At 55.6% G+C, this 22,303-nt stretch carries 20 protein-coding genes; 18 read left to right on the plus strand and 2 right to left on the minus strand.

Going from position 1 to position 22,303, the window contains the following annotated elements:
• Nucleotides 1–18 precede the first annotated feature (18 nt).
• The 8 genes from nuoG to nuoN all read left to right on the plus strand — a co-directional run bounded on the left by nuoG (nt 19) and on the right by nuoN (nt 10,124).
• Entirely contained in the window at nt 19–2,745 is a 2,727-nt protein-coding gene (nuoG, locus tag ACKI5T_RS13375) for an NADH-quinone oxidoreductase subunit NuoG (protein WP_407438042.1), read from the plus strand.
• Entirely contained in the window at nt 2,742–3,719 is a 978-nt protein-coding gene (gene nuoH / locus ACKI5T_RS13380) for an NADH-quinone oxidoreductase subunit NuoH (protein WP_015959824.1), read from the plus strand. Before nuoG ends, nuoH begins: the two co-directional genes overlap by 4 nt.
• A 13-nt stretch (nt 3,720–3,732) precedes the next feature.
• The gene (gene nuoI / locus ACKI5T_RS13385; RefSeq protein WP_015959823.1) at nt 3,733–4,275 is read left to right on the plus strand and encodes an NADH-quinone oxidoreductase subunit NuoI; all 543 of its coding nucleotides are present in this window, start codon (nt 3,733–3,735) and stop codon (nt 4,273–4,275) included.
• A gap of 11 nt (nt 4,276–4,286) precedes the next feature.
• Nucleotides 4,287–4,841 (plus strand): NADH-quinone oxidoreductase subunit J, encoded by a 555-nt coding sequence (gene nuoJ, locus ACKI5T_RS13390; protein ID WP_015959822.1) that lies wholly within the window; start codon nt 4,287–4,289, stop codon nt 4,839–4,841.
• A complete protein-coding gene (gene nuoK, locus ACKI5T_RS13395) occupies nt 4,838–5,140 on the plus strand; it encodes an NADH-quinone oxidoreductase subunit NuoK (protein WP_015959821.1) in 303 nt (100 codons plus the stop codon). The genes nuoJ and nuoK overlap by 4 nt, the downstream gene beginning before the upstream one ends.
• Nucleotides 5,137–6,978: an NADH-quinone oxidoreductase subunit L gene (gene nuoL, locus ACKI5T_RS13400; protein WP_407438045.1), complete on the plus strand. Its 1,842-nt coding sequence runs from the start codon at nt 5,137–5,139 to the stop codon at nt 6,976–6,978. Before nuoK ends, nuoL begins: the two co-directional genes overlap by 4 nt.
• Before the next feature lie 152 nt (nt 6,979–7,130).
• Nucleotides 7,131–8,660, plus strand: a complete 1,530-nt coding sequence (nuoM, locus tag ACKI5T_RS13405; protein WP_015959819.1) for an NADH-quinone oxidoreductase subunit M — start codon at nt 7,131–7,133, stop codon at nt 8,658–8,660.
• 6 nt (nt 8,661–8,666) lie between these two features.
• Entirely contained in the window at nt 8,667–10,124 is a 1,458-nt protein-coding gene (gene nuoN / locus ACKI5T_RS13410) for an NADH-quinone oxidoreductase subunit NuoN (RefSeq protein ID WP_015959818.1), read from the plus strand.
• Between the two features lie 111 nt (nt 10,125–10,235).
• On the opposite strand, the gene ACKI5T_RS13415 is transcribed toward nuoN, so the two are convergent.
• Together ACKI5T_RS13415 and rnz are read right to left on the minus strand one after the other, a co-directional pair.
• Complete coding sequence (locus ACKI5T_RS13415; RefSeq protein WP_015959817.1) at nt 10,236–11,228, minus strand: chemotaxis protein; 993 nt, start codon at nt 11,226–11,228, stop codon at nt 10,236–10,238.
• Between the two features lie 64 nt (nt 11,229–11,292).
• Nucleotides 11,293–12,210, minus strand: a complete 918-nt coding sequence (gene rnz / locus ACKI5T_RS13420) for a ribonuclease Z (RefSeq protein WP_407438048.1) — start codon at nt 12,208–12,210, stop codon at nt 11,293–11,295.
• Between the two features lie 71 nt (nt 12,211–12,281).
• Between rnz and ACKI5T_RS13425 the strand changes: the two genes are divergently transcribed.
• The 10 genes from ACKI5T_RS13425 (at nt 12,282) to ACKI5T_RS13470 (ending at nt 22,299) form a co-directional block, all read left to right on the plus strand.
• A complete protein-coding gene (locus ACKI5T_RS13425; RefSeq protein WP_407438050.1) occupies nt 12,282–12,746 on the plus strand; it encodes a GNAT family N-acetyltransferase in 465 nt (154 codons plus the stop codon).
• Between the two features lie 50 nt (nt 12,747–12,796).
• The gene (elaB, locus tag ACKI5T_RS13430) at nt 12,797–13,102 is read left to right on the plus strand and encodes a stress response protein ElaB (RefSeq protein WP_015959814.1); all 306 of its coding nucleotides are present in this window, start codon (nt 12,797–12,799) and stop codon (nt 13,100–13,102) included.
• Nucleotides 13,103–13,199: 97 nt separating this feature from the next.
• A complete protein-coding gene (gene menF / locus ACKI5T_RS13435; protein ID WP_407438052.1) occupies nt 13,200–14,495 on the plus strand; it encodes an isochorismate synthase MenF in 1,296 nt (431 codons plus the stop codon).
• 88 nt (nt 14,496–14,583) lie between these two features.
• Complete coding sequence (menD, locus tag ACKI5T_RS13440; protein WP_407438054.1) at nt 14,584–16,254, plus strand: 2-succinyl-5-enolpyruvyl-6-hydroxy-3-cyclohexene-1-carboxylic-acid synthase; 1,671 nt, start codon at nt 14,584–14,586, stop codon at nt 16,252–16,254.
• The gene (menH, locus tag ACKI5T_RS13445) at nt 16,251–17,027 is read left to right on the plus strand and encodes a 2-succinyl-6-hydroxy-2,4-cyclohexadiene-1-carboxylate synthase (RefSeq protein WP_407438056.1); all 777 of its coding nucleotides are present in this window, start codon (nt 16,251–16,253) and stop codon (nt 17,025–17,027) included. The genes menD and menH overlap by 4 nt, the downstream gene beginning before the upstream one ends.
• Entirely contained in the window at nt 17,024–17,881 is an 858-nt protein-coding gene (gene menB / locus ACKI5T_RS13450) for a 1,4-dihydroxy-2-naphthoyl-CoA synthase (RefSeq protein ID WP_015959810.1), read from the plus strand. Before menH ends, menB begins: the two co-directional genes overlap by 4 nt.
• Nucleotides 17,881–18,846, plus strand: a complete 966-nt coding sequence (gene menC, locus ACKI5T_RS13455; protein WP_407438059.1) for an o-succinylbenzoate synthase — start codon at nt 17,881–17,883, stop codon at nt 18,844–18,846. The genes menB and menC overlap by 1 nt, the downstream gene beginning before the upstream one ends.
• Nucleotides 18,843–20,204 carry an o-succinylbenzoate--CoA ligase gene (gene menE, locus ACKI5T_RS13460; protein WP_407438061.1) on the plus strand — a complete coding sequence of 454 codons (1,362 nt, stop codon included), beginning with the start codon at nt 18,843–18,845 and terminating at the stop codon, nt 20,202–20,204. The genes menC and menE overlap by 4 nt, the downstream gene beginning before the upstream one ends.
• Before the next feature lie 171 nt (nt 20,205–20,375).
• Entirely contained in the window at nt 20,376–20,918 is a 543-nt protein-coding gene (locus tag ACKI5T_RS13465; RefSeq protein ID WP_015959807.1) for a YfaZ family outer membrane protein, read from the plus strand.
• 181 nt (nt 20,919–21,099) lie between these two features.
• On the plus strand, nt 21,100–22,299 hold the full coding sequence (locus ACKI5T_RS13470; protein ID WP_407438063.1) for a nicotinamide mononucleotide deamidase-related protein YfaY: 1,200 nt from the start codon (nt 21,100–21,102) through the stop codon (nt 22,297–22,299).
• The last annotated feature ends 4 nt before the right edge of the window (nt 22,300–22,303 follow it).

A 22,303-nucleotide genomic window follows, 5' to 3' on the forward strand; every position in this document is an offset into this window, starting at 1 on the left:
CCAACTGGAAGCATGCTAATGGCTACGATTCATGTAGACGGCAAAGAATACGAAGTCAACGGGGCGGACAACTTGCTAGAAGCTTGTCTGTCTCTTGGCCTTGATATTCCGTATTTTTGCTGGCACCCGGCGCTGGGAAGCGTCGGTGCTTGCCGCCAGTGTGCGGTGAAGCAATATCAAAACGCGGAAGACACGCGTGGTCGCCTGGTGATGTCCTGTATGACACCAGCAACCGAAGGCACCTTTATTTCTATCGACGACGCAGAAGCGAAACAGTTCCGTGAAAGCGTGGTGGAATGGTTAATGACCAACCACCCGCACGACTGTCCGGTCTGCGAAGAGGGCGGTAACTGCCACCTTCAGGATATGACCGTGATGACGGGTCATAGTTTCCGTCGCTATCGTTTTACCAAACGTACCCACCGTAATCAGGATTTGGGGCCGTTCATCTCTCACGAAATGAACCGCTGCATCGCCTGTTACCGCTGCGTGCGTTACTACAAAGATTACGCCGATGGCGAAGATCTGGGCGTCTATGGCGCACATGACAACGTCTACTTTGGTCGTCCGGAAGACGGTACGCTTGAAAGCGAATTCTCCGGCAACCTGGTAGAAATCTGCCCGACCGGCGTGTTCACCGATAAAACGCACTCCGAGCGCTACAACCGTAAATGGGACATGCAGTTTGCACCAAGCATCTGCCAGCAGTGTTCCCTTGGCTGTAACACCAGCCCGGGCGAGCGTTACGGTGAACTGCGTCGTATCGAAAACCGTTATAACGGTACCGTTAACCACTACTTCCTGTGCGACCGTGGTCGTTTCGGCTATGGCTATGTAAACCTGAAAGACCGTCCGCGTCAGCCGGTTCAGCGCCGTGGCGATGATGTCATCACCCTGAACGCCGAACAGGCAATGCAGGGCGCGGCAGACATTCTGCGTCAGTCTAAGAAGGTCATCGGTATCGGCTCTCCACGTGCAAGCGTTGAAAGCAACTTTGCTCTTCGTGAGCTGGTGGGTGCAGAAAACTTCTACACCGGTATTGCTAACGGTGAGCAAGAACGTCTGCAACTGGTGCTGAAAGTGCTGCGCGAAGGCGGTATTCGTACCCCTGCGCTGCGCGAAATCGAATCCTACGATGCTGTTCTGGTGCTGGGTGAAGATCTGACACAAACGGGCGCGCGCGTTGCTTTGGCGGTTCGTCAGGCAGTGAAAGGTAAAGCGCGTGAAATGGCAGCCGCCCAGAAAGTGGCTGACTGGCAGATTGCGGCGATCATGAACATCGGCCAGCGTGCCAAACATCCGTTGTTTGTCACCAACGTCGACAACACGCGTCTCGACGACATCGCTGCGTGGACCTATCGCGCACCGGTAGAAGATCAGGCGCGTCTTGGCTTTGCGATCGCGCATGCGTTGGATAACAGCGCGCCGGCCGTTGACGGTCTGGATCGCGATTTGCAGAACAAGATCGACGTGATCGTGCAGGCGCTGGCGGGGGCGAAGAAACCACTGATTATTTCCGGTACCAACGCCGGGAGTGCTGACGTGATTCAGGCTGCAGCAAACGTTGCGAAAGCCCTGAAAGGCCGTGGTGCAGACGTTGGCGTGACCATGATTGCTCGTGCGGTGAACAGCATGGGTCTGGGTATGATCGGCGGCGGTTCTCTGGAAGAGGCCCTTAGCGAACTCGAAACTGGCGCCGCCGATGGCGTCATCGTGCTTGAGAACGACCTGCATCGTCATGCCTCTGCTGCACGCGTTGATGCTGCACTCTCCAAAGCGCCGCTGGTGATGGTTATCGACCATCAGCGTACGGCGATTATGGACAAAGCACACCTCGTGCTGTCTGCGGCAAGCTTTGCTGAAAGCGATGGTACGGTCATCAACAACGAAGGCCGCGCACAGCGTTTCTTCCAGGTTTATGACCCGTCATATTACGACAGCAACATCGTGATGCTGGAAAGCTGGCGCTGGCTGCACTCGCTGCATAGCACCGTTCAGAGCCGCGAAGTGGACTGGACGCAGCTTGACCACGTTATCGACGCGGTGGTGGAAAAACTACCTCAGTTGGCTGGCATTAAAGAAGCTGCGCCAGATGCAAGCTTCCGTATTCGCGGTCAGAAACTGGCCCGTGAGCCGCACCGTTACAGTGGCCGTACTGCGATGCGCGCCAATATCAGCGTGCATGAACCGCGCCAGCCGCAGGATAAAGACACGATGTTTGCCTTCTCAATGGAAGGTAACAACCAACCGTCTGCTCCGCGCTCTCAGGTTCCATTTGCATGGGCACCGGGCTGGAACTCCCCGCAGGCATGGAACAAATTCCAGTCTGAAGTAGGCGGTTCTCTGCGCCACGGCGATCCAGGCGTACGTCTGATTGAAGCTAGCGAAACAGGTCTGGATTACTACACGACCGTTCCGGCAAGCTTTGAGGCTCAGGAAGGCAACTGGCGTATCGCGCCGTACTACCATCTGTTTGGTAGCGATGAGATGTCCCAGCGTTCCCCTGTGTTCCAGACGCGCATGCCGCAGCCCTACATCAAACTCAATCCGGCGGATGCCGCGAAGCTTGGCGTAAACGCGGGCAGCCAAATCTCCTTTAGCTACGAAGGCCAGACAATCAGCTTGCCGCTGATTATCGCCGAAGGTCTGACAGCAGGACAGGTGGGTCTGCCGATGGGATTACCGGGTATTGCACCGGTCCTGGCGGGCGCGCGTCTTGATAATCTGCAGGAGGCACAAGCATGAGTTGGTTAACGCCGGATCTTATCGACATTCTGTTAAGCATTCTCAAGGCGGTGGTCATTCTGCTGGTGGTTGTCACCTGCGGTGCGTTCATGAGCTTTGGCGAACGTCGTCTGCTCGGTCTGTTCCAGAACCGTTACGGACCGAACCGTGTTGGCTGGGGTGGTTCACTCCAGCTAGTCGCGGACATGATCAAGATGTTCTTTAAAGAAGACTGGATCCCGAAATTCTCGGACCGCGTCATCTTTACTCTTGCGCCGATGATCGCGTTCACGTCGTTGCTGCTGGCATTCGCCATCGTTCCGGTTAGCCCTACCTGGGTTGTGGCTGACCTGAATATCGGGATTTTATTCTTCCTGATGATGGCTGGCCTGGCGGTTTACGCGGTGCTGTTCGCCGGTTGGTCCAGTAACAACAAATACTCGCTGCTGGGTGCGATGCGTGCTTCCGCGCAGACGCTGAGCTACGAAGTGTTCCTCGGACTCTCCCTGATGGGCGTAGTGGCGCAGGCCGGTTCATTCAACATGACCGACATCGTCAACAACCAGGCCGACATCTGGAACGTGATCCCGCAGTTCTTTGGTTTTGTCACCTTTGCTATCGCGGGTGTGGCTGTGTGTCACCGTCACCCATTTGACCAGCCAGAAGCCGAGCAGGAACTGGCCGACGGTTACCACATTGAATATTCCGGTATGAAATTCGGTCTGTTCTTCGTGGGCGAATACATCGGTATCGTCACCATTTCTGCGCTGATGGTCACGCTGTTCTTTGGTGGCTGGCACGGTCCGTTCTTACCGCCGTTCATCTGGTTCGCGCTGAAAACCGCGTTCTTCATGATGATGTTCATTTTGATTCGCGCCTCATTACCGCGTCCGCGTTATGACCAGGTAATGTCCTTCGGCTGGAAAGTGTGCCTGCCGCTGACGCTAGTCAACTTGTTGGTAACGGCGGCTGTCATTCTCTGGCAGGCGCAATAGGGGCGAATAGATCATGACCTTGAAAGAATTACTCGTAGGCGCCGGCACCCAGATCCGCAGTATCTGGATGATCGGGCTGCACGCGTTTGCTAAACGCGAAACCCAGATGTATCCGGAAGAGCCGGTATATCTGCCGCCGCGCTACCGTGGCCGTATCGTGCTTTCTCGCGATCCGGACGGCGAAGAGCGTTGCGTTGCCTGTAACCTGTGTGCGGTAGCGTGTCCGGTAGGCTGTATCTCTCTGCAGAAAGCAGAGACCAAAGATGGCCGCTGGTACCCTGAGTTTTTCCGCATCAACTTCTCGCGCTGCATTTTCTGCGGTCTGTGTGAAGAAGCGTGCCCAACCACGGCGATTCAGCTGACTCCCGATTTTGAAATGGGTGAGTACAAGCGCCAGGACCTGGTGTACGAGAAAGAGGATCTGCTGATTTCCGGTCCGGGCAAATACCCGGAATATAACTTCTACCGGATGGCGGGTATGGCAATCGACGGCAAAGATAAAGGCGAAGCAGAGAACGAAGCTAAGCCTATCGACGTCAAGAGCCTGTTACCGTAAGGAGAAGGGCAATGGAATTCGCTTTTTATATCTGTGGCCTCATCGCCATCCTGGCCACGCTGCGAGTGATCACGCACACCAACCCGGTGCATGCGCTGCTGTATCTGATCATCTCGCTGCTGGCTATTTCCGGCGTGTTTTTCGCGCTTGGTGCGCACTTTGCGGGCGCACTGGAAATCATCGTCTACGCGGGTGCCATTATGGTTCTCTTCGTGTTCGTCGTGATGATGCTGAACCTGGGCGGTGCTGAAATCGAACAGGAACGTCAGTGGCTGAAGCCGCAAGTGTGGATTGGTCCGGCTATTTTATCGGCCATCATGCTGGTAGTTATCGTTTACGCCATTCTGGGTGTTAACGACCAGGGCATTGACGGTACGCCAATTAGCGCTAAAGAAGTGGGTATTGCGCTGTTCGGCCCGTACGTTCTGGCGGTTGAACTGGCGTCGATGCTGCTGTTGGCGGGTCTGGTTGTGGCATTCCACGTTGGCCGCGAAGAGCGTGCTGGCGAAGTGCTGAGCAACCGGACTGACGATCGCGCGAAAAGAAAAACGGAGGAGCGCGCATGATTCCTTTAACACATGGACTGATCCTCGCCGCGATTTTATTCGTTCTCGGGCTGACGGGTCTGGTTATCCGCCGCAATCTGCTGTTTATGCTGATCGGTCTGGAAATCATGATTAATGCTTCCGCGCTGGCCTTTGTGGTCGCCGGTAGCTATTGGGGTCAGCCTGATGGTCAGGTTATGTACATTCTCGCGATCAGCCTTGCGGCTGCCGAAGCGAGTATTGGCCTGGCGCTGTTGCTGCAGCTCCATCGTCGCCGCCAGAACCTGAACATCGATTCAGTAAGTGAGTTGCGTGGATGAACATGCTTGCCTTAACCATTATTTTTCCATTGATTGGCTTTGTGCTGCTGGCATTTTCCCGCGGCCGCTGGTCGGAAAACGTGTCCGCAACGGTGGGCATTGGCTCAATCGGCCTTGCTGCGCTGGTCACAGCGTATGCGGGAATTGACTTCTTTAACAACGGCAAGCAGGCCTTCAGCGTCCCGCTGTGGACCTGGATGTCGGTCGGTGATTTCAACATTGGTTTCAACCTGGTCCTGGATGGTCTGTCACTGACCATGCTGTCGGTTGTCACTGGCGTCGGTTTCCTGATTCACATGTTCGCCTCCTGGTATATGCGCGGTGAAGAGGGGTACTCCCGCTTCTTCGCGTACACCAACTTGTTTATCGCGAGCATGGTGATTCTGGTGCTGGGCGATAACCTGCTGCTGATGTATCTCGGCTGGGAAGGCGTGGGGCTGTGTTCCTACTTGCTGATCGGTTTCTATTACACCGATCCGAAGAATGGCGCAGCGGCCATGAAAGCGTTCGTCGTGACCCGCGTGGGTGACGTGTTCCTCGCTTTCGCGCTGTTCATTCTTTACAACGAACTGGGCACGCTGAATTTCCGCGAAATGGTGGAACTGGCTCCGGCTCACTTCGAAGCAGGTAACAACATGCTGACGTGGGCGACGCTGATGCTGCTGGGTGGTGCTGTGGGTAAATCCGCTCAGCTGCCGTTGCAGACCTGGCTTGCCGATGCGATGGCCGGTCCAACGCCTGTCTCCGCGCTGATCCACGCTGCTACCATGGTAACTGCAGGTGTCTACCTGATTGCCCGTACGCACGGCCTGTTCCTGATGACGCCGGAAATTCTGCATCTGGTCGGTATCGTGGGTGCGGTAACGCTGGTAATGGCGGGCTTTGCTGCGCTGGTTCAGACCGACATCAAACGCGTTCTTGCGTACTCCACCATGAGCCAGATCGGGTATATGTTCCTGGCGCTGGGTGTGCAGGCGTGGGACGCGGCGATTTTCCATCTGATGACGCACGCGTTCTTTAAAGCGCTGCTGTTCCTCTCGTCTGGCTCGGTGATTCTGGCCTGCCACCACGAGCAGAACATCTTCAAGATGGGCGGTCTGCGCAAATCCATTCCGCTGGTGTATGTCTGCTTCCTGGTGGGTGGCGCAGCGTTGTCAGCGCTGCCAATCATCACCGCGGGCTTCTTCAGTAAGGACGAAATCCTTGCAGGTGCTATGGCGAATGGTCATATCAATCTGATGGTGGCAGGTCTGGTCGGTGCGTTTATGACCTCTCTGTACACCTTCCGTATGATTTTCATCGTCTTCCACGGCAAAGAACAAATTCACGCTCATGCAGGAAAGGGGATTACCCACCATCTGCCGCTGATTGTGCTGCTGGTGCTGTCTACTTTCGTCGGCGCAATGATTGTTCCGCCATTGCAGGGCGTGCTGCCAGATACCACCGAGCTTGAGCACGGCCGCGTTCTGACGCTAGAAATCACCTCGGGTGTGGTCGCGATTGCGGGCATCCTGATTGCTGCATGGCTGTGGCTGGGCAAACGTACTCTGGTGACGTCGATTACCAACAGTGCGCCAGGGCGTCTGCTGAGTACCCTGTGGTACAACGCATGGGGCTTCGACTGGCTGTACGACAAGATTTTCGTCAAGCCATTCCTGGGTATTGCGTGGCTGCTCAAACGTGACCCGATGAACTCAATGATGAACATCCCGGCGATTCTTTCCCGCTTTGCAGGTAAAGGCCTGCTGTTGAGCGAGAACGGGTATCTGCGCTGGTATGTCGCATCGATGAGCATCGGCGCGGTTGTGGTGCTGGCTCTGCTGATGGTGTTGCGTTGAGTTTGATGGTTGTGTGAATAGGCCTGGTGAAATCCCGGGCCTGTGAACTAAGAATACATTTAGATTACTTTCCTGAAGTACAGGCTTTTCGACGTTGAGTATGACGAGCGAAACAGCTTGGGCAGGAGTAAAAATAAGGGACATACTTAGCTATGTTATTGCCTTGGTTGATATTAATTCCCTTCATTGGTGGATTCCTGTGCTGGCAGACTGAACGCTTTGGCGTGAAGATGCCGCGCTGGATTGCGCTGATCACCATGGGATTGACGTTTCTGCTTGGCCTGCAACTCTGGTTGCAGGGCGGCTATTCTTTGACCCAATCTGCGGGCCTTCCGCAGTGGCAATCTGAATTTATCCTGCCGTGGATCCCACGTTTTGGCATCACAATCCATCTGGCAATCGACGGTCTGTCGCTGCTGATGGTGGTGCTGACGGGTCTGCTCGGTGTTCTGGCGGTACTGTGCTCCTGGCGAGAAATCGAAAAATACCAGGGCTTTTTCCACCTGAACCTGATGTGGATTTTGGGCGGCGTCATCGGCGTGTTCCTGGCCATCGACATGTTCCTGTTCTTCTTCTTCTGGGAAATGATGCTGGTGCCGATGTACTTCCTGATCGCGCTGTGGGGCCACAAGGCATCCGACGGTAAAACGCGTATCACGGCGGCAACCAAGTTCTTCATCTACACCCAGGCGAGTGGTCTGGTGATGTTGATTGCGATCCTGGGACTGGTCTTTGTGCATCACAATGCGACTGGCGTCTGGACCTTCAACTACGAAGAGTTGCTGAAAACGCCAATGTCACACGGTGTTGAATACCTGCTGATGCTCGGTTTCTTCATCGCGTTTGCAGTGAAAATGCCGGTTGTTCCGCTGCACGGCTGGCTGCCAGATGCGCACTCCCAGGCACCAACGGCGGGTTCTGTTGACCTGGCGGGGATTTTGCTGAAAACCGCGGCCTACGGTCTGCTGCGTTTCGCACTGCCGCTGTTCCCGAACGCTTCTGCTGAGTTCGCCCCGATTGCGATGTGGCTGGGTGTGATCGGTATTTTCTACGGCGCATGGATGGCATTCACGCAGTACGACATTAAACGTCTTATCGCGTACACCTCCGTTTCTCACATGGGCTTCGTACTGATTGCGATCTACACCGGCAGCCAGCTTGCGTACCAGGGGGCGGTTATCCAGATGATTGCACACGGTCTGTCTGCGGCAGGTCTGTTCATTCTGTGTGGTCAACTGTACGAACGTCTGCATACCCGTGACATGCGCATGATGGGCGGTCTGTGGAGCAAAATTAAATGGTTGCCAGCGCTGTCCATGTTCTTCGCGGTTGCGACGCTGGGTATGCCGGGCACCGGTAACTTTGTCGGCGAATTCATGATTCTGTTCGGCAGCTTTAAAGTGGTTCCGGTTATCACGGTTGTCTCCACTTTCGGCCTGGTCTTCGCGTCCGTTTACTCGCTGGCGATGCTGCACCGTGCTTACTTCGGTAAAGCGAAGAGTGAAATCGCGGCGCAAGAACTGCCGGGGATGTCTCTGCGCGAGCTGTCCATCGTTCTGTTGCTGGTCGTACTGCTGGTGCTGCTGGGCTTATATCCGCAGCCAATTCTGGATACCTCGCATTCCGCGATGGGTAACATCCAGCAGTGGTTTGTTAATTCTGCTTCTACTACAAGGCCGTAAATCGCCATGACAATAACTCCACAACAACTGATCGCGCTGCTACCGCTGCTGATCGTCGGATTGACGGTGGTGGTTGTGATGCTCTCCATTGCGTGGCGACGCAATCACTTCCTGAATGCCACGCTGTCGGTTCTGGGTCTGAACGCTGCGTTAGTCTCCCTCTGGTTTGTTGGCCAGGCGGGCGCCATGGATGTCACCCCGCTGATGCGTGTTGACGGCTTTGCCATGCTGTACACCGGACTGGTGCTTCTGGCGAGCCTGGCAACCTGCACTTTTGCGTACCCGTGGCTCGAAGGCTATTACGACAACAAAGAAGAGTTTTATCTGCTGGTACTGATCGCCTCACTGGGCGGTATTTTGCTGGCAAACGCTAACCATCTGGCAGCGCTGTTCCTCGGTATTGAGCTGATCTCTCTGCCGCTGTTCGGCCTGATTGGTTACGCGTACCGTCAGAAGCGCTCTCTGGAAGCGAGTATCAAGTATACGATTCTGTCTGCTGCGGCCTCGTCCTTCCTGCTGTTTGGTATTGCGCTGCTGTACGCACAGTCTGGTAATCTCTCTTTCGTCGCACTGGGTAAGAGTCTTGGCGACAACATGCTGCATGAACCGCTGCTGCTGGCGGGTCTGGGCATGATGATTGTGGGTCTGGGCTTCAAGCTTTCTCTGGTTCCGTTCCACCTGTGGACGCCGGACGTATACCAGGGCGCACCGGCTCCGGTTTCCACCTTCCTGGCGACGGCGAGTAAAATCGCTATCTTCAGCGTGGTGATGCGTCTGTTCCTGTACGCTCCAGTGGGTGACAGTGAAGCCGTACGTGTGGTGCTGGGCGTGATTGCATTCGCTTCCATCATCTTCGGTAACCTGATGGCGCTGAGCCAGACTAATATCAAGCGTCTGCTCGGTTACTCCTCTATCTCCCATCTGGGCTACCTGATGGTGGCATTGATCGCGTTGCAAAACGGCTCAATGTCGATGGAAGCAGTCGGTGTTTATCTGGCAGGTTACCTGTTCAGCAGCCTCGGCGCGTTCGGTGTGGTCAGCCTGATGTCCAGCCCGTACCGTGGCCCGGATGCCGATTCACTGTTCTCCTACCGTGGTTTGTTCTGGCACCGTCCGATTTTGTCTGCGGTCATGACCGTGATGATGCTGTCTCTGGCCGGTATCCCGATGACGCTGGGCTTTATCGGTAAATTCTACGTGCTGGCAGTCGGTGTACAGGCGGGTCTGTGGTGGCTGACCGCTGCGGTGGTTATCGGTTCCGCAATTGGTTTGTACTACTACCTGCGTGTAGCGGTCAGCTTGTATCTGAGCGCGCCGCAACAGCTTAACCGCGATGCGCCAACCAACTGGCAATACAGCGCGGGCGGTATTGTAGTGCTGATTTCTGCGCTGCTGGTGCTGATCTTCGGTATCTATCCGCAACCGCTGATCACGCTCGTGCAACACGCGATGCCGTTGATGTAAGCGATGTATGAAACAAAAAACCCGCTTCGGCGGGTTTTTTTATGGTTTGCCCCTTTTCCCCCTGGGAAAGGGGCGCGGTGAGAGCACGAGCCCGCACCGCAACGAAGCCAGCTATTTGCGGCTAATCAGCGGGCCGTCTATTTTCTTCGCTGAGCGATCCAGCACTTCTTCAATCACCGCGGACAGTTCGTTCAGTTCGAACTTAGCCACATAGCCATCCGCTTTCACCTTACGAATATGATCTTCGTTGGCATTTCCTGAAAGGGATGAGTGGATCACCACAGGAATGTGCTTGAGGATTTCGTCGGTTTTGATTTTGCGCGTCAGGGTGAAACCATCCATCTCCGGCATCTCAAGGTCGGTTAAGACCAGTGAAATTTTATCGGTGATCGGTACGCCTTCTGCCTGCGCTTGCGCGGCCAGAACGCCAATTTTTTCCCACGCTTCTTTCCCGGTGATATGCATTTCGGCAGGAATGTTCATCGCTTCCAGCCCTTTCTCCAGCATAGAGCGCGCGACTTTCGAATCTTCCGCAACAATCGCGACAGCGCCTGGCTTGATATTGAATTTGGTTGTTTTCAGGTTGGTCGCATGCAGATCGTGATTGGATGGCGTGATGTCATACAGGATCTGCTCAACGTCGAGCACCATCGCCAGATCGTTCGTATCGGTATTTTCATCAAGACACGCGATGCTGGTGATATAGCGGCCGCTGACGGCGGTCGCAGCATGAACTTGTTTCCAGTCGAGACGCATAATGTTCTCAACGGATTCCACAGCGAACGCCTGCACGCTGCGCGCGTATTCGGTAATGAGAAGAATATTCAGCCCGGTAGCCGGTTTACAACCCGCCACGGCGGCTAAATCGATAACTGGAATCACCTGATCGCGAATATTGACCATCCCCATCAGCGGCGATTTCATGCCCGCAGGTTTGGTGAATTCAGGCATAGGAACAATTTCGCGCAGTTTGAAAACGTTAATGCCAAACAGCTCAGACTTATTTTCATTTAACGACGTACCAAGACGGAACAGCAAAAGTTCGAATCGGTTTGACAGGGTGAGATTCGCCCTGTCATCAATATCTTTCTGGAAATTATCCATTCTACCCTCAAGTGAGATGCTTGCCTTTTAATCGTTATCGGCACGCGGAGGGAAAAGTGAAGGGCTAAACGCAAACCTGCATGAAATCTTGCGCCAGTTCGCATTGCGGGAATACCGCCCGGCACTCTTTCAGCAACGATTCGCAACCCTGTGCGTCGTAGCGCGAACTGACGTGGGTGACGAGCAGTTTACCCACAGATGCGTCTCGGGCGAGCAGAGCGGCCTGGCGTGTGGAACTGTGACCGCGACTGTTTGCCTTCTGCTCCATCGCCGCTTCTAGCGTGGCTTCATGGACTAACACATCCGCATTTCTGGCCAGCGCAAGCGCCGCAGGGCAGGGGGCCGTATCGCCAAAAATCACCAGCTTTTTACCCGGCAGTGGCGCTGAAAGATAATCCTGACCGTTCACAATGCGCCCGTCTTCCAGTGTCACCGTGTCGCCGTGCTTCAGACGCTGGAAAAGAGGACCGGGCTTTATGCCATCGGCGATCAGCGCAGCGGCATCCAGCGCACCGGGTTTGTCGTGTTCCTCAATGCGATAGCCGTAGCATTCCACAGGGTGATTTAACGCCCCTGCGGTCACGGTATACTGCTCATCTTCGAACACCACGCCTTCGCTAACTTCTACGATCTCAAGTGGGTAATCGGTCCAGGAACCGCTTAAACGCAACGCAGTTTCCGTAAACTCGCGAATACCCGCCGGGCCGAAGATGGTCAACGGATTGACGTTTCCGGCCATCGACCGGCTGCATAACAATCCAGGCAAACCGAACACATGATCGCCATGCAAATGGGTGATAAAAATCTTATCGAGCTTACCGGGGTGATAAGGCGTATGTAGCAGCTGATGCTGCGTCCCTTCACCGCAATCAAAAAGCCACAGCCCCGCACGCGTAGGATGCTGCAAATCCAGCAGTATTGCCGTCACGTTTCGCGATCGGGTTGGCACGCCAGCAGACGTGCCGAGAAAAATCAGTTCCATAACGCCATCAGACTCTTTGCGAACGAGAAAGTGTTTAGTATAACGGGATGATATCCAATAAGGAGCCTGACATGATTCAGTGGCAAGATTTACATCACAGCGAGCTGACCGTTCCGCTCCTGTATGACATCCTCAAATTGCGCTGTGAAGTGTTTGTCGTCGAACAGACCTGCCCGTATCAGGATATTGATGGCGATGACCTGATCGGCGAGAACCGCCATATTCTCGGCTGGAAGGATAACGAGCTGGTGGCGTATGCGAGGATTCTGAAAAGTGACGAAGATGTTGAGCCGGTGGTGATTGGCCGCGTCATTATTAGTGGCAAAGCGCGCGGCGAAAAACTGGGTTATGCGTTGATGGAACAAACGCTCTCAGTATGCGAAAAACAGTGGCCGGACAAGGCGTTATATCTCAGCGCGCAGGCCCATCTCCAGCCATTTTATGCTCACTTTGGGTTTGTGCCTGTCACTCCCGTGTACGACGAAGATGGCATTCCGCACGTCGGCATGGCGAGAGAAACGAAACAGGCGCAATGAGTTGTCGTTGTCTATAGTTACCGAACTAATGCACTCATATGGAGAAAACTATGTCATTTCAATCCTGGGATACCCGTATCGATGACGATCTGGCGCTGCTAAGTGAGACGCTGGAAGAGGTGCTGCGTTCTTCGGGCGATCCGGCCGATCAAAAATACATTGAGCTTAAAGCTCGTGCCGAACAGGCGCTGGAGGACGTGAAAAATCGCGTGAGTCATGCGTCCGATAATTATTATTATCGCGCCAAGAAAGCGGTTTATCGTGCTGATGATTATGTGCATGAAAAACCGTGGCAAGGCATCGGCGTAGGTGCCGCTGCGGGACTGGTTTTGGGGCTGTTGCTCGCCCGTCGCTAAGATTACGCACCACAGGTTGACCCCTCCCTATACGTGGGTACTGCTTTTTATTGCAAGTACCCCGTATAATATGAGGTTTTTATAGGGGGAGAACCGCGTGCACTCGATTTCCATCGCGCTGGAACGTCTTGGCGACTTTCTGCAGCAAGATATTCCCGCCACAGCCGGTCTGCGTCATTTCGACGTCTCCTTCCCCTTAAACGATGCTTTTGATCCTCTTGCCTGGCTAGGCGCGCAGATAGCATATCCCCAGTTTTACTGGCAACAGCGTAACGGCGATGAAGAACTGGCGGCACTGGGCGCAGCAGAACACTTTTCAACCCTGTCGGCCGCCCGTCAGTTTTTAAATAATTCCCACGCCTCTGCCGATACCCGCATTTGCGGTCTTAACGCCTTTACCCCCGGACAGAGCCATTTATTTTTGCCGCGCCTGCTATGGCAGCGCACGGGCGGTATGGCGAGTTTACGGCTAAACCTGTCGAGCAATGTCTCTTTGCAAGACGATGCCCGGCGTGCCCTCGAATTTTTGCAGCAGCTCCAGGCCATCAGACCGATAACTACGCTCTCATCGAAAATCGTGCGTGAAACGCATCTGCCCGCACGGCCAGAATGGTTGAGTTTGGTTTCGCAGGCGACGGACGCCATTGCACACGGTGAGTTTGAAAAAGTGGTGCTGGCGCGTGCAACCGATTTGCACGTTGACCAACGCGTCACGGCCATTGCACTGATGGCGGCCAGCCGACGTATCAATCACAACTGTTACCATTACTGCATGATTTTTGATGCGCAGAACGCTTTCTTGGGGTCATCCCCGGAGCGACTGTGGCGGCGACGTGACACACTTTTGCGTACCGAAGCGCTTGCCGGAACGGTTGCCAGCCATGCTGATGACGCGCAGAGCCATCGTTTGGGTGAATGGTTGCTTAACGACGATAAAAATCAGCGTGAAAACATGCTGGTAGTAGAAGATATTTGCCAGCGTTTACAGCATCATACTCAGGCGCTGGAGGTGCTTCCCGCACAAGTCGTGCGCCTGAGAAAGGTGCAACATTTGCGCCGATGTATCTGGACGGAACTTAACCTCGCCGACGATGAGCAATGCCTGCATTTATTGCAGCCAACCGCGGCCGTTGCAGGATTACCCCGTGATTCCGCGCGCGCGTTTATTCAGCGTAACGAGCCCTTTGAGCGCGAGTGGTATGCCGGTTCAGCGGGTTATCTTTCCCCGGAGCAAAGCGAATTCTGCGTCACGTTGCGCTGCGCGCGCGTGAGTCACACCGCGGTAAGACTCTATGCGGGAGCCGGGATTATTAGCGGATCCGTTCCCGAAGAAGAGTGGCAGGAGATAGAAAACAAAGCCGCAGGGCTGAGAACATTGCTCCTTATGGATTAATACTGAGTCGCACATTCCCGATTCATATCAAAATTCAATCTGTCTCTATTATTTATACTGTGCCTTAATATTGATACCGGACAATTTCATGTCAGTAAGTTCTTTTAACCGACGCTGGGCGGCGGTCATTCTTGAAGCCCTGACTCGCCATGGCGTCAGGCATGTGTGTATTGCACCGGGCTCACGCTCCACGCCGCTGACGCTTGCGGCGGCGGAAAACCGCGCGTTTATTCATCACACCCATTTTGATGAACGTGGCCTTGGCCATCTGGCTTTGGGGCTGGCGAAAGTTAGCAAAGCGCCCGTGGCGGTCATTGTCACGTCCGGTACGGCCGTCGCGAATCTCTATCCAGCGCTGATTGAGGCGGGGTTAACGGGCGAAAAACTGGTGCTGCTCACCGCAGACAGACCGCCTGAGCTGATCGACTGCGGTGCCAACCAGGCGATTCGTCAGCCCGGTATTTTTGCCTCGCATCCTGCCGAGGCGCTCTCGTTGCCGCGTCCCACTCAGGACATTCCAGCCAGTTGGTTGGTTTCAACGCTTGATCATGCCATGGGCGCACTCCGTCACGGCGCGCTGCACATCAACTGCCCGTTTGCTGAACCGCTGTATGGCGAGCTGAACGATACCGGCGTTGAATGGCAGCAAACCCTTGGCAACTGGTGGCAAAGCGATAAGCCGTGGCTACGTGCGCAAACGCATCTGCAAAGCGGACAGCAGCGCGACTGGTTCCACTGGCGACAGAAGCGCGGCGTGATCCTCGCCGGGCGTATGACTGCCGCTGAGGGCAAACAGGTCGCTGAATGGGCCAAAACGCTGGGCTGGCCGCTGATTGGCGATGTACTTTCGCAAACCGGTCAGCCGCTGCCGTGCGCAGATTTATGGCTGGGCAACGCAAAAGCGGTTACCGAACTTGCACAGGCGCAAATTGTGATTCAGTTAGGCTCAAGCCTCACTGGAAAACGCGTGTTGCAGTGGCAATCCACCTGCAAGCCGGAAGAGTACTGGCTGGTTGACTCGCTGGAAGGGCGGCTCGATCCGGCTCATCATCGTGGGCGTCGCCTGGTCAGTGCGATTGGCGAATGGTTGGAAGATCACCCAGCGGAAAAACGTCAAGCCTGGGCGACGGCTATCCCCGAGCTTTCTCGCCTGGCGTGGGACCTCACCACACAGCAATGCGAGCGTTTTGGCGAGGCGGAACTGGCGCATCGGATTCGTCAGTATCTGCCCGACCAGGGTCAGCTCTTTGTCGGAAACAGCCTGGTGGTCCGCCTGATTGATGCGCTTTCTAAGCTCCCAGCTGGATATCCGGTTTACAGCAACCGTGGTGCCAGCGGTATCGACGGGCTGATTTCCACCGCCGCGGGCGTTCAGCGCGCCAGTACCAAACCAACACTCGCGATTGTGGGTGATCTCTCCGCGTTATATGACCTCAACGCGCTGGCCTTGCTGCGCCAGGCGTCGGCACCGTTCGTGCTGATTGTGGTCAACAATAACGGCGGACAAATTTTCTCTCTGCTGCCAACGCCGCAAAGTGAGCGCGAACGTTTCTACCTGATGCCGCAAAATGTGCAGTTCGAGCATGCGGCAGCGATGTTCAGCCTCAAATATCATCGCCCGCAAAGTTGGTCCGAACTGGACGATGCCATGAGCACCGCCTGGCAGCAGCCGGGTGCCACGCTCATCGAGCTGGTGGTGAATGATTCTGACGGGGCGCAAAAGCTGCAACATCTCCTCGCGCAGGTGAGCCATCTATGATCCTGAACGGTAAAACGCGCGCAGGAAAACCGGGCTTTCCCTGGCTGGTTTTCCTGCACGGTTTTTCCGGTGACAGTCGGGAATGGCAGGAGGTGGGTGCGCAACTGCCCGATTATCCGCAGTTGCATCTCGATTTGCCCGGACACGGTGATTCCGCAAATATTGCCGTCGCCGGATTTGACGAGGTGAGCCAATTACTCGCCGATACGCTTGTTAGTTACAACATACTTAAGTTTTGGCTGGTGGGATACTCTCTCGGCGGCCGCATTGCGATGTTTCACGCTTGCCAGCAGCCCGCGGGATTAATTGGACTGGTCGTTGAAGGCGGACATCCCGGAATGCACGATGAACCGACCCGCAAATCGCGGGCAGAATCGGACGCCCAGTGGGCGGAGCGCTTCCGGCGCGAACCCTTAGAAAATGTCTTCAGCGCCTGGTATCAGCAACCGGTTTTCGCCGCTTTACATGACACCGAGCGTGATGCGCTGGTGGCGCTGCGCAGTCAAAATAACGGCGCGGCGCTTGGCGCAATGTTGCAGGCGACCTCGCTTGCACAGCAGCCCGATCTGCGAGCTGCTCTGCGCGCGCACGACTATCCATTCCATTATGTGTATGGCGAACACGACGATAAGTTTGGCGCAATAGCGACTGAACTTACTGCCCAACGCCATGTGATTCCCAATGCCGGACACAACGCCCATCGGGAAAACCCCGCTGCGGTTGCTGAATGTTTGGCTCAGATACTGCGTCTTCGAATAAAGGACATTCCATGATCTATCCTGATGAACAAATGCTGTACGCACCGGTTGAATGGCAAGACTGCTCCGAAGGTTACACGGATATTCGTTATCACAAGTCCGCCGACGGTATCGCCAAAATCACCATTAATCGTCCACAGGTGCGTAACGCATTTCGTCCGTTGACCGTTAAAGAGATGATTCAGGCGATGGCTGACGCGCGTTACGACGACAACATCGGCGTCATCGTCCTGACCGGCGAGGGCGATAAAGCCTTCTGCGCTGGCGGCGATCAGAAAGTCCGCGGCGATTACGGCGGATATCAGGATGATTCAGGCACCCATCACCTGAACGTGCTCGACTTCCAGCGCCAGATCCGCACCTGTCCAAAACCCGTTGTCGCGATGGTGGCCGGTTTCTCCATCGGTGGCGGTCACGTATTGCACATGATGTGTGACCTGACCATTGCTGCTGAAAACGCCGTTTTCGGCCAGACCGGCCCGAAAGTGGGTTCTTTCGACGGCGGCTGGGGCGCATCCTATATGGCGCGTATCGTGGGTCAGAAAAAAGCGCGTGAAATCTGGTTCCTGTGCCGTCAGTACAATGCACAGGAAGCGTTGGATATGGGTCTGGTCAACACCGTTGTGCCGATTGCCGATCTGGAAAAAGAGACCGTTCGCTGGTGTCGTGAAATGCTGCAAAACAGCCCAATGGCGCTGCGTTGCCTGAAAGCGGCGCTGAACGCCGACTGCGATGGTCAGGCGGGTCTGCAGGAGCTGGCCGGTAATGCGACCATGCTGTTCTACATGACGGAAGAGGGTCAGGAAGGCCGTAACGCGTTTAATGAAAAACGCCAGCCGGACTTCAGCAAATACAAGCGTAACCCGTAATGCGCGGCGCGCAGGTTTACCGCTGGCAGATCCCCATGGACGCGGGTGTGGTGCTGCGCGATCGGCGGCTCAAAACCCGTGACGGCTTGTTTGTCCATCTGCAGCAGGATGACCGTCAGGGCTGGGGCGAAATTTCGCCTCTGCCGGGCTTCAGTCTGGAATCGCTGGCTGAGGCCGAAACGGCGCTGCTGGCGTGGGCCAACGCCTGGCGGATAGGGGAATCACCGGCATTGCCGGCTATTCCATCTGCCTCTTTCGGGATTAGCTGCGCGCTCGCTGAGCTTGACGGCACTTTACCGGAGGCAGCAGATTACCGCGCTGCGCCGCTCTGTTCAGGCGATCCAGATGAGCTGTTTGAATCGCTGGCAGCGATGCCGGGTGAAAAAGTCGCCAAAGTGAAAGTGGGTCTGTACGAAGCGGTACGCGATGGGATGGTGGTCAATTTGCTGCTGGAGGCGATTCCGGATCTGCGCCTGCGTCTGGATGCCAACCGCGCCTGGACACCTCTGAAAGCGCAGCAGTTCGCGAAATACGTCAATCCCGATTATCGCGATCGTATAGCCTTTCTCGAAGAGCCGTGCAAAACCCGTGATGATTCCCGCGTTTTTGCGCAGGAAACCGGGATCGCCATCGCGTGGGACGAAAGTTTACGCGAAGCGGGTTTTGAATTTGTCGCTGAACCTGGCGTGACGGCGCTGGTGATCAAACCCACGCTCACGGGCAGCCTGGATAAAGTGTGTAAGCAGGTTGCCGCTGCGCATGCGCTGGGTTTGACGGCGGTGATCAGTTCATCGATTGAATCCAGTCTTGGTCTGACGCAGCTTGCGCGCATTGCCGCGTGGCTGACGCCGCAGACTATCCCCGGACTGGACACGCTTAACCTGATGCAAACGCAACTGGTGCGTCGTTGGCCTGGCAATCCGCTCCCGTATCTGGATATTGAGGCGCTGGAGCCGCTGCTATGAGTTTTACCGACTGGCCATGGAAGCACTGGTGCGCGCGTCATCCGGCTAAACCTGCCGTGCGGCTAAACCAGGAAATCCTGAGCTGGCAGCAGCTTTGTCAGCGAGTGGATGCTCTGGCGAAAGGATTCCATCGGCAGGGCATTCAAGAAGGCGACGGGGTGATGCTGATGGCGCAAAATCACCCCACCACGCTGCTGGCGTGGCTTGCGCTGCTGCAATGCGGCGCGCGCATTTTACCGGTCAATCCCCAGCTTCCGCGCCCGCTCCTCAATGTGCTGATCCCGCAAATGACGCTGCGCTTTGCGCTGGTGCTGGACGGCGAATTTGATGGGCTAATGCCTCTCGCCATGCAGGACGTGCCGGGCAGCCATTCAGTGACCTGGCAGCCAGAACGGCTGGCGTCGATGACGCTCACTTCCGGTTCAACCGGGCTGCCAAAAGCCGCCGTCCATACGCCTGCCGCGCATCTCGCCAGCGCGGAAGGGGTGTTGTTGTTGATGCCTTATGGCGCCCAGGACGACTGGCTGCTGTCACTGCCGCTGTTCCATGTCTCCGGGCAGGGGATTTTGTGGCGCTGGCTGTTTGCCGGTGCGCGGTTGACCGTGCGTGATAAGCAACCGCTTGAACAGATGCTGCAGGGCTGTACGCATGCATCGCTGGTGCCGACGCAGCTTTGGCGTTTACTGAATCATTGTGAGCCTCTCGCCCTCAAAGCTGTCCTGCTCGGCGGCGCGGCAATCCCGGTCGAACTCACGCAAAAGGCGAAAGCGCAAGGCATTCGCTGCTGGTGTGGCTACGGTCTTACCGAATTTGCGTCGACGGTCTGCGCGAAAGAGGCTGACGGGAAACCGGATGTTGGCAGTCCACTTCCTGGAAGGGAAGTCAAAATTGTCGAGGGTGAAATCTGGCTCAAAGCGCAGAGCATGGCTCGCGGCTACTGGCGTGATGACAACATCATCCCACTGGTTAACGAACAAGGTTGGTTTGCCACCCGCGATCGCGGTGAACTTGTCGCGGGGTCTCTGACGATTCTCGGGCGCATGGATAACCTGTTTTTTAGCGGGGGAGAAGGGATACAGCCGGAAGCGCTCGAACGCGTTATCGGGGCGCATCCGCTTATCCATCAGGTGTTTGTGGTTCCGCTGGACGACGCTGAATTTGGTCAACGGCCTGTCGCCGTGGTTGAGTGTGAAACCGGCACCGATATCACCGTTTTTCCCGAGTGGGTGCGCGATAAGCTGGCTCGCTTCCAGCAGCCGTTGCACTGGCTGGTTTTGCCCGCAGAGCTTAAAAACGGGGGGATTAAAATTTCTCGCCGCGCGTTACAGCAGTGGGTTAATACTTTTCTGAAAGGCTAAACCTGCGTCCGAGACGCGCTTTGATGTCTGTTTACCTTTGGTAAACGGTCAAGTTTCAAATCGTTACAATCTAATATCCCTACGCACGCATAGCACTTGATCCCTGACAGACTCGCGTTAGAATCACGCGGTTTGGGACATTTGACGATAAATTTGTGTGGGATCACGACAATGAAAAAAGTGGCATTATTGGGCCTTAGCGGCCTGTTTTTTGTTTCTGCGGCGGCAAACGCCATTACTGTGAGTGGCCAGGCGGGTAAAGATTACACCAATCTCGGTTTTGGTCTGGGAACGGAGACTTCCGGTCTGGCGATGACCGGCAACTGGACGCACAACGATGACGACGGCGATGCGGCAAGTCTCGGTCTGGGTCTGAATATTCCTCTGGGGCCTTTCCTGGCAACCGTCGGCGGTAAAGGTATTTATACCAACCCGAACAACGGGGACGAAGGTTACGCTGCGGCAGTGGGTGGCGGTTTGCAGTGGAAGATTGGCGATAGCTTCGGCCTGTTCGGCGAGTACTACTATTCTCCTGATTCCCTCTCCAGCGGTATCGACAGCTATGAAGAAGCCAACGCTGGCGCGCGCTGGACAATCATGCGTCCTATCACCGTCGAAGCAGGTTATCGTTATCTGAATCTGGCGGGTAAAGACGGCAACCGTGACAACGCACTGGCTGATGGCCCGTACGTTGGCGTCAGCGCCGGTTTCTGAGTTTCTGGCGCGGTATTCTGCCGCGCCTGTTTCACTCTTCTTTTTTCCTCACCTCTGGTTGCGCGAATACCCGTTATGACTCACGTTGGTGGTGCGCCACGCTCAGGTAAACGGTGCGCGGAATCCTGCAACTCGCATGATTTAGGGTATAGTGTTTTGACCATAGAAGTGGGAGAACACAATGCTAAACGTGGAAATGTTATCCACCGGCGACGAAGTGCTGCATGGACAGATCACCGATACCAATGCGGCCTGGCTCGCCAATTTTTTCTTTGAGCAGGGATTACCGTTAACGCGCCGCAATACCGTCGGCGATCGCCTTGATGATCTCGTCAGCATTTTGCGCGAGCGGAGCGAACATGCGGACGTATTGATCGTCAACGGCGGCCTTGGGCCAACCAGTGACGATCTCAGTGCGCTGGCTGCCGCAACGGCAAAAGGTGAAGGGTTGGTGCTTCATGAAGCGTGGCTCACGCATATGGAAAGCTTTTTCAACGATCGTGGCAGAGTGATGGCCCCGAGCAACCGCAAGCAGGCCGAAATCCCTGCCAGCGCAGAGCTTATCGACAACCCGGTCGGTACGGCCTGTGGATTTGCCGTCAAGCTCAACCGCTGCCTGATGTTCTTTACGCCTGGCGTTCCGTCTGAATTTAAAGTCATGGTTGAGCAGGAGATCCTGCCGCGTCTGCGCGAGCGTTTTACGCTGCCTGAGCCGCCGCTGTGCCTGCGATTAACGACGTTTGGCCGCTCAGAAAGCGATCTGGCGCAAAGCCTCGAACATCTCAAGCTGCCCGAAGGCGTGTCGATGGGCTATCGCTCCTCGATGCCGATCATTGAGCTCAAGCTCACCGGACCGGCAACGCAAAAAGCCGCGATGCTGGCGGCATGGCCTGAAGTGCAGCGCGTGGCGGGTGAGAATCTGATTTTCGAAGGCACCGAAGGGTTACCCGCGCAAATCGCCCGCTGCCTGAATGAACGCCAGCTGAGCCTGACGCTCAGCGAGCAGTTCACCGGCGGTTTGCTGGCCTTACAATTATCGCGTGAAAACGCCTCCTTGCTGGCGAGCGAAGTAGTGCCCTCGCAGGAAGAGACGCTGGCACAAACCGCGCACTGGGCGGCCGATCGTCGGGTGAAACATTTCGCCGGACTGGCGCTGGCAGTGACCGGGCTGGAAGATGAGCATCTTAACTTTGCGCTGGCGACGCCGCAGGGAACCCACGCATTGCGGGTCAAGATGAGCATAACCCGTCACAGTCTGCAGGTGCGTCAGGAAGTGTGTGCGATGATGGCGCTGAACATGCTGCGTCGCTGGTTGAACGGCAAAGATGTTGCCAGCGAACATGGCTGGATTAACGTGGTGGATACGCTGTTTATTGAGTAAAAAT

Source organism: Lelliottia sp., from assembly GCF_045627565.1.
In the GTDB taxonomy this organism is placed as follows: domain Bacteria; phylum Pseudomonadota; class Gammaproteobacteria; order Enterobacterales; family Enterobacteriaceae; genus Enterobacter.

Coding starts and splice junctions, on each gene's coding strand:
- nuoG (WP_407438042.1), top strand. CDS start 19: ATGGCTACGATTCATGTAGACGGCAAAGAATACGAAGTCAACGGGGCG.
- nuoH (WP_015959824.1), top strand. CDS start 2,742: ATGAGTTGGTTAACGCCGGATCTTATCGACATTCTGTTAAGCATTCTC.
- nuoI (WP_015959823.1), top strand. CDS start 3,733: ATGACCTTGAAAGAATTACTCGTAGGCGCCGGCACCCAGATCCGCAGT.
- nuoJ (WP_015959822.1), top strand. CDS start 4,287: ATGGAATTCGCTTTTTATATCTGTGGCCTCATCGCCATCCTGGCCACG.
- nuoK (WP_015959821.1), top strand. CDS start 4,838: ATGATTCCTTTAACACATGGACTGATCCTCGCCGCGATTTTATTCGTT.
- nuoL (WP_407438045.1), top strand. CDS start 5,137: ATGAACATGCTTGCCTTAACCATTATTTTTCCATTGATTGGCTTTGTG.
- nuoM (WP_015959819.1), top strand. CDS start 7,131: ATGTTATTGCCTTGGTTGATATTAATTCCCTTCATTGGTGGATTCCTG.
- nuoN (WP_015959818.1), top strand. CDS start 8,667: ATGACAATAACTCCACAACAACTGATCGCGCTGCTACCGCTGCTGATC.
- ACKI5T_RS13415 (WP_015959817.1), bottom strand. CDS start 11,228: ATGGATAATTTCCAGAAAGATATTGATGACAGGGCGAATCTCACCCTG.
- rnz (WP_407438048.1), bottom strand. CDS start 12,210: ATGGAACTGATTTTTCTCGGCACGTCTGCTGGCGTGCCAACCCGATCG.
- ACKI5T_RS13425 (WP_407438050.1), top strand. CDS start 12,282: ATGATTCAGTGGCAAGATTTACATCACAGCGAGCTGACCGTTCCGCTC.
- elaB (WP_015959814.1), top strand. CDS start 12,797: ATGTCATTTCAATCCTGGGATACCCGTATCGATGACGATCTGGCGCTG.
- menD (WP_407438054.1), top strand. CDS start 14,584: ATGTCAGTAAGTTCTTTTAACCGACGCTGGGCGGCGGTCATTCTTGAA.
- menH (WP_407438056.1), top strand. CDS start 16,251: ATGATCCTGAACGGTAAAACGCGCGCAGGAAAACCGGGCTTTCCCTGG.
- menB (WP_015959810.1), top strand. CDS start 17,024: ATGATCTATCCTGATGAACAAATGCTGTACGCACCGGTTGAATGGCAA.
- menC (WP_407438059.1), top strand. CDS start 17,881: ATGCGCGGCGCGCAGGTTTACCGCTGGCAGATCCCCATGGACGCGGGT.
- menE (WP_407438061.1), top strand. CDS start 18,843: ATGAGTTTTACCGACTGGCCATGGAAGCACTGGTGCGCGCGTCATCCG.
- ACKI5T_RS13465 (WP_015959807.1), top strand. CDS start 20,376: ATGAAAAAAGTGGCATTATTGGGCCTTAGCGGCCTGTTTTTTGTTTCT.
- ACKI5T_RS13470 (WP_407438063.1), top strand. CDS start 21,100: ATGCTAAACGTGGAAATGTTATCCACCGGCGACGAAGTGCTGCATGGA.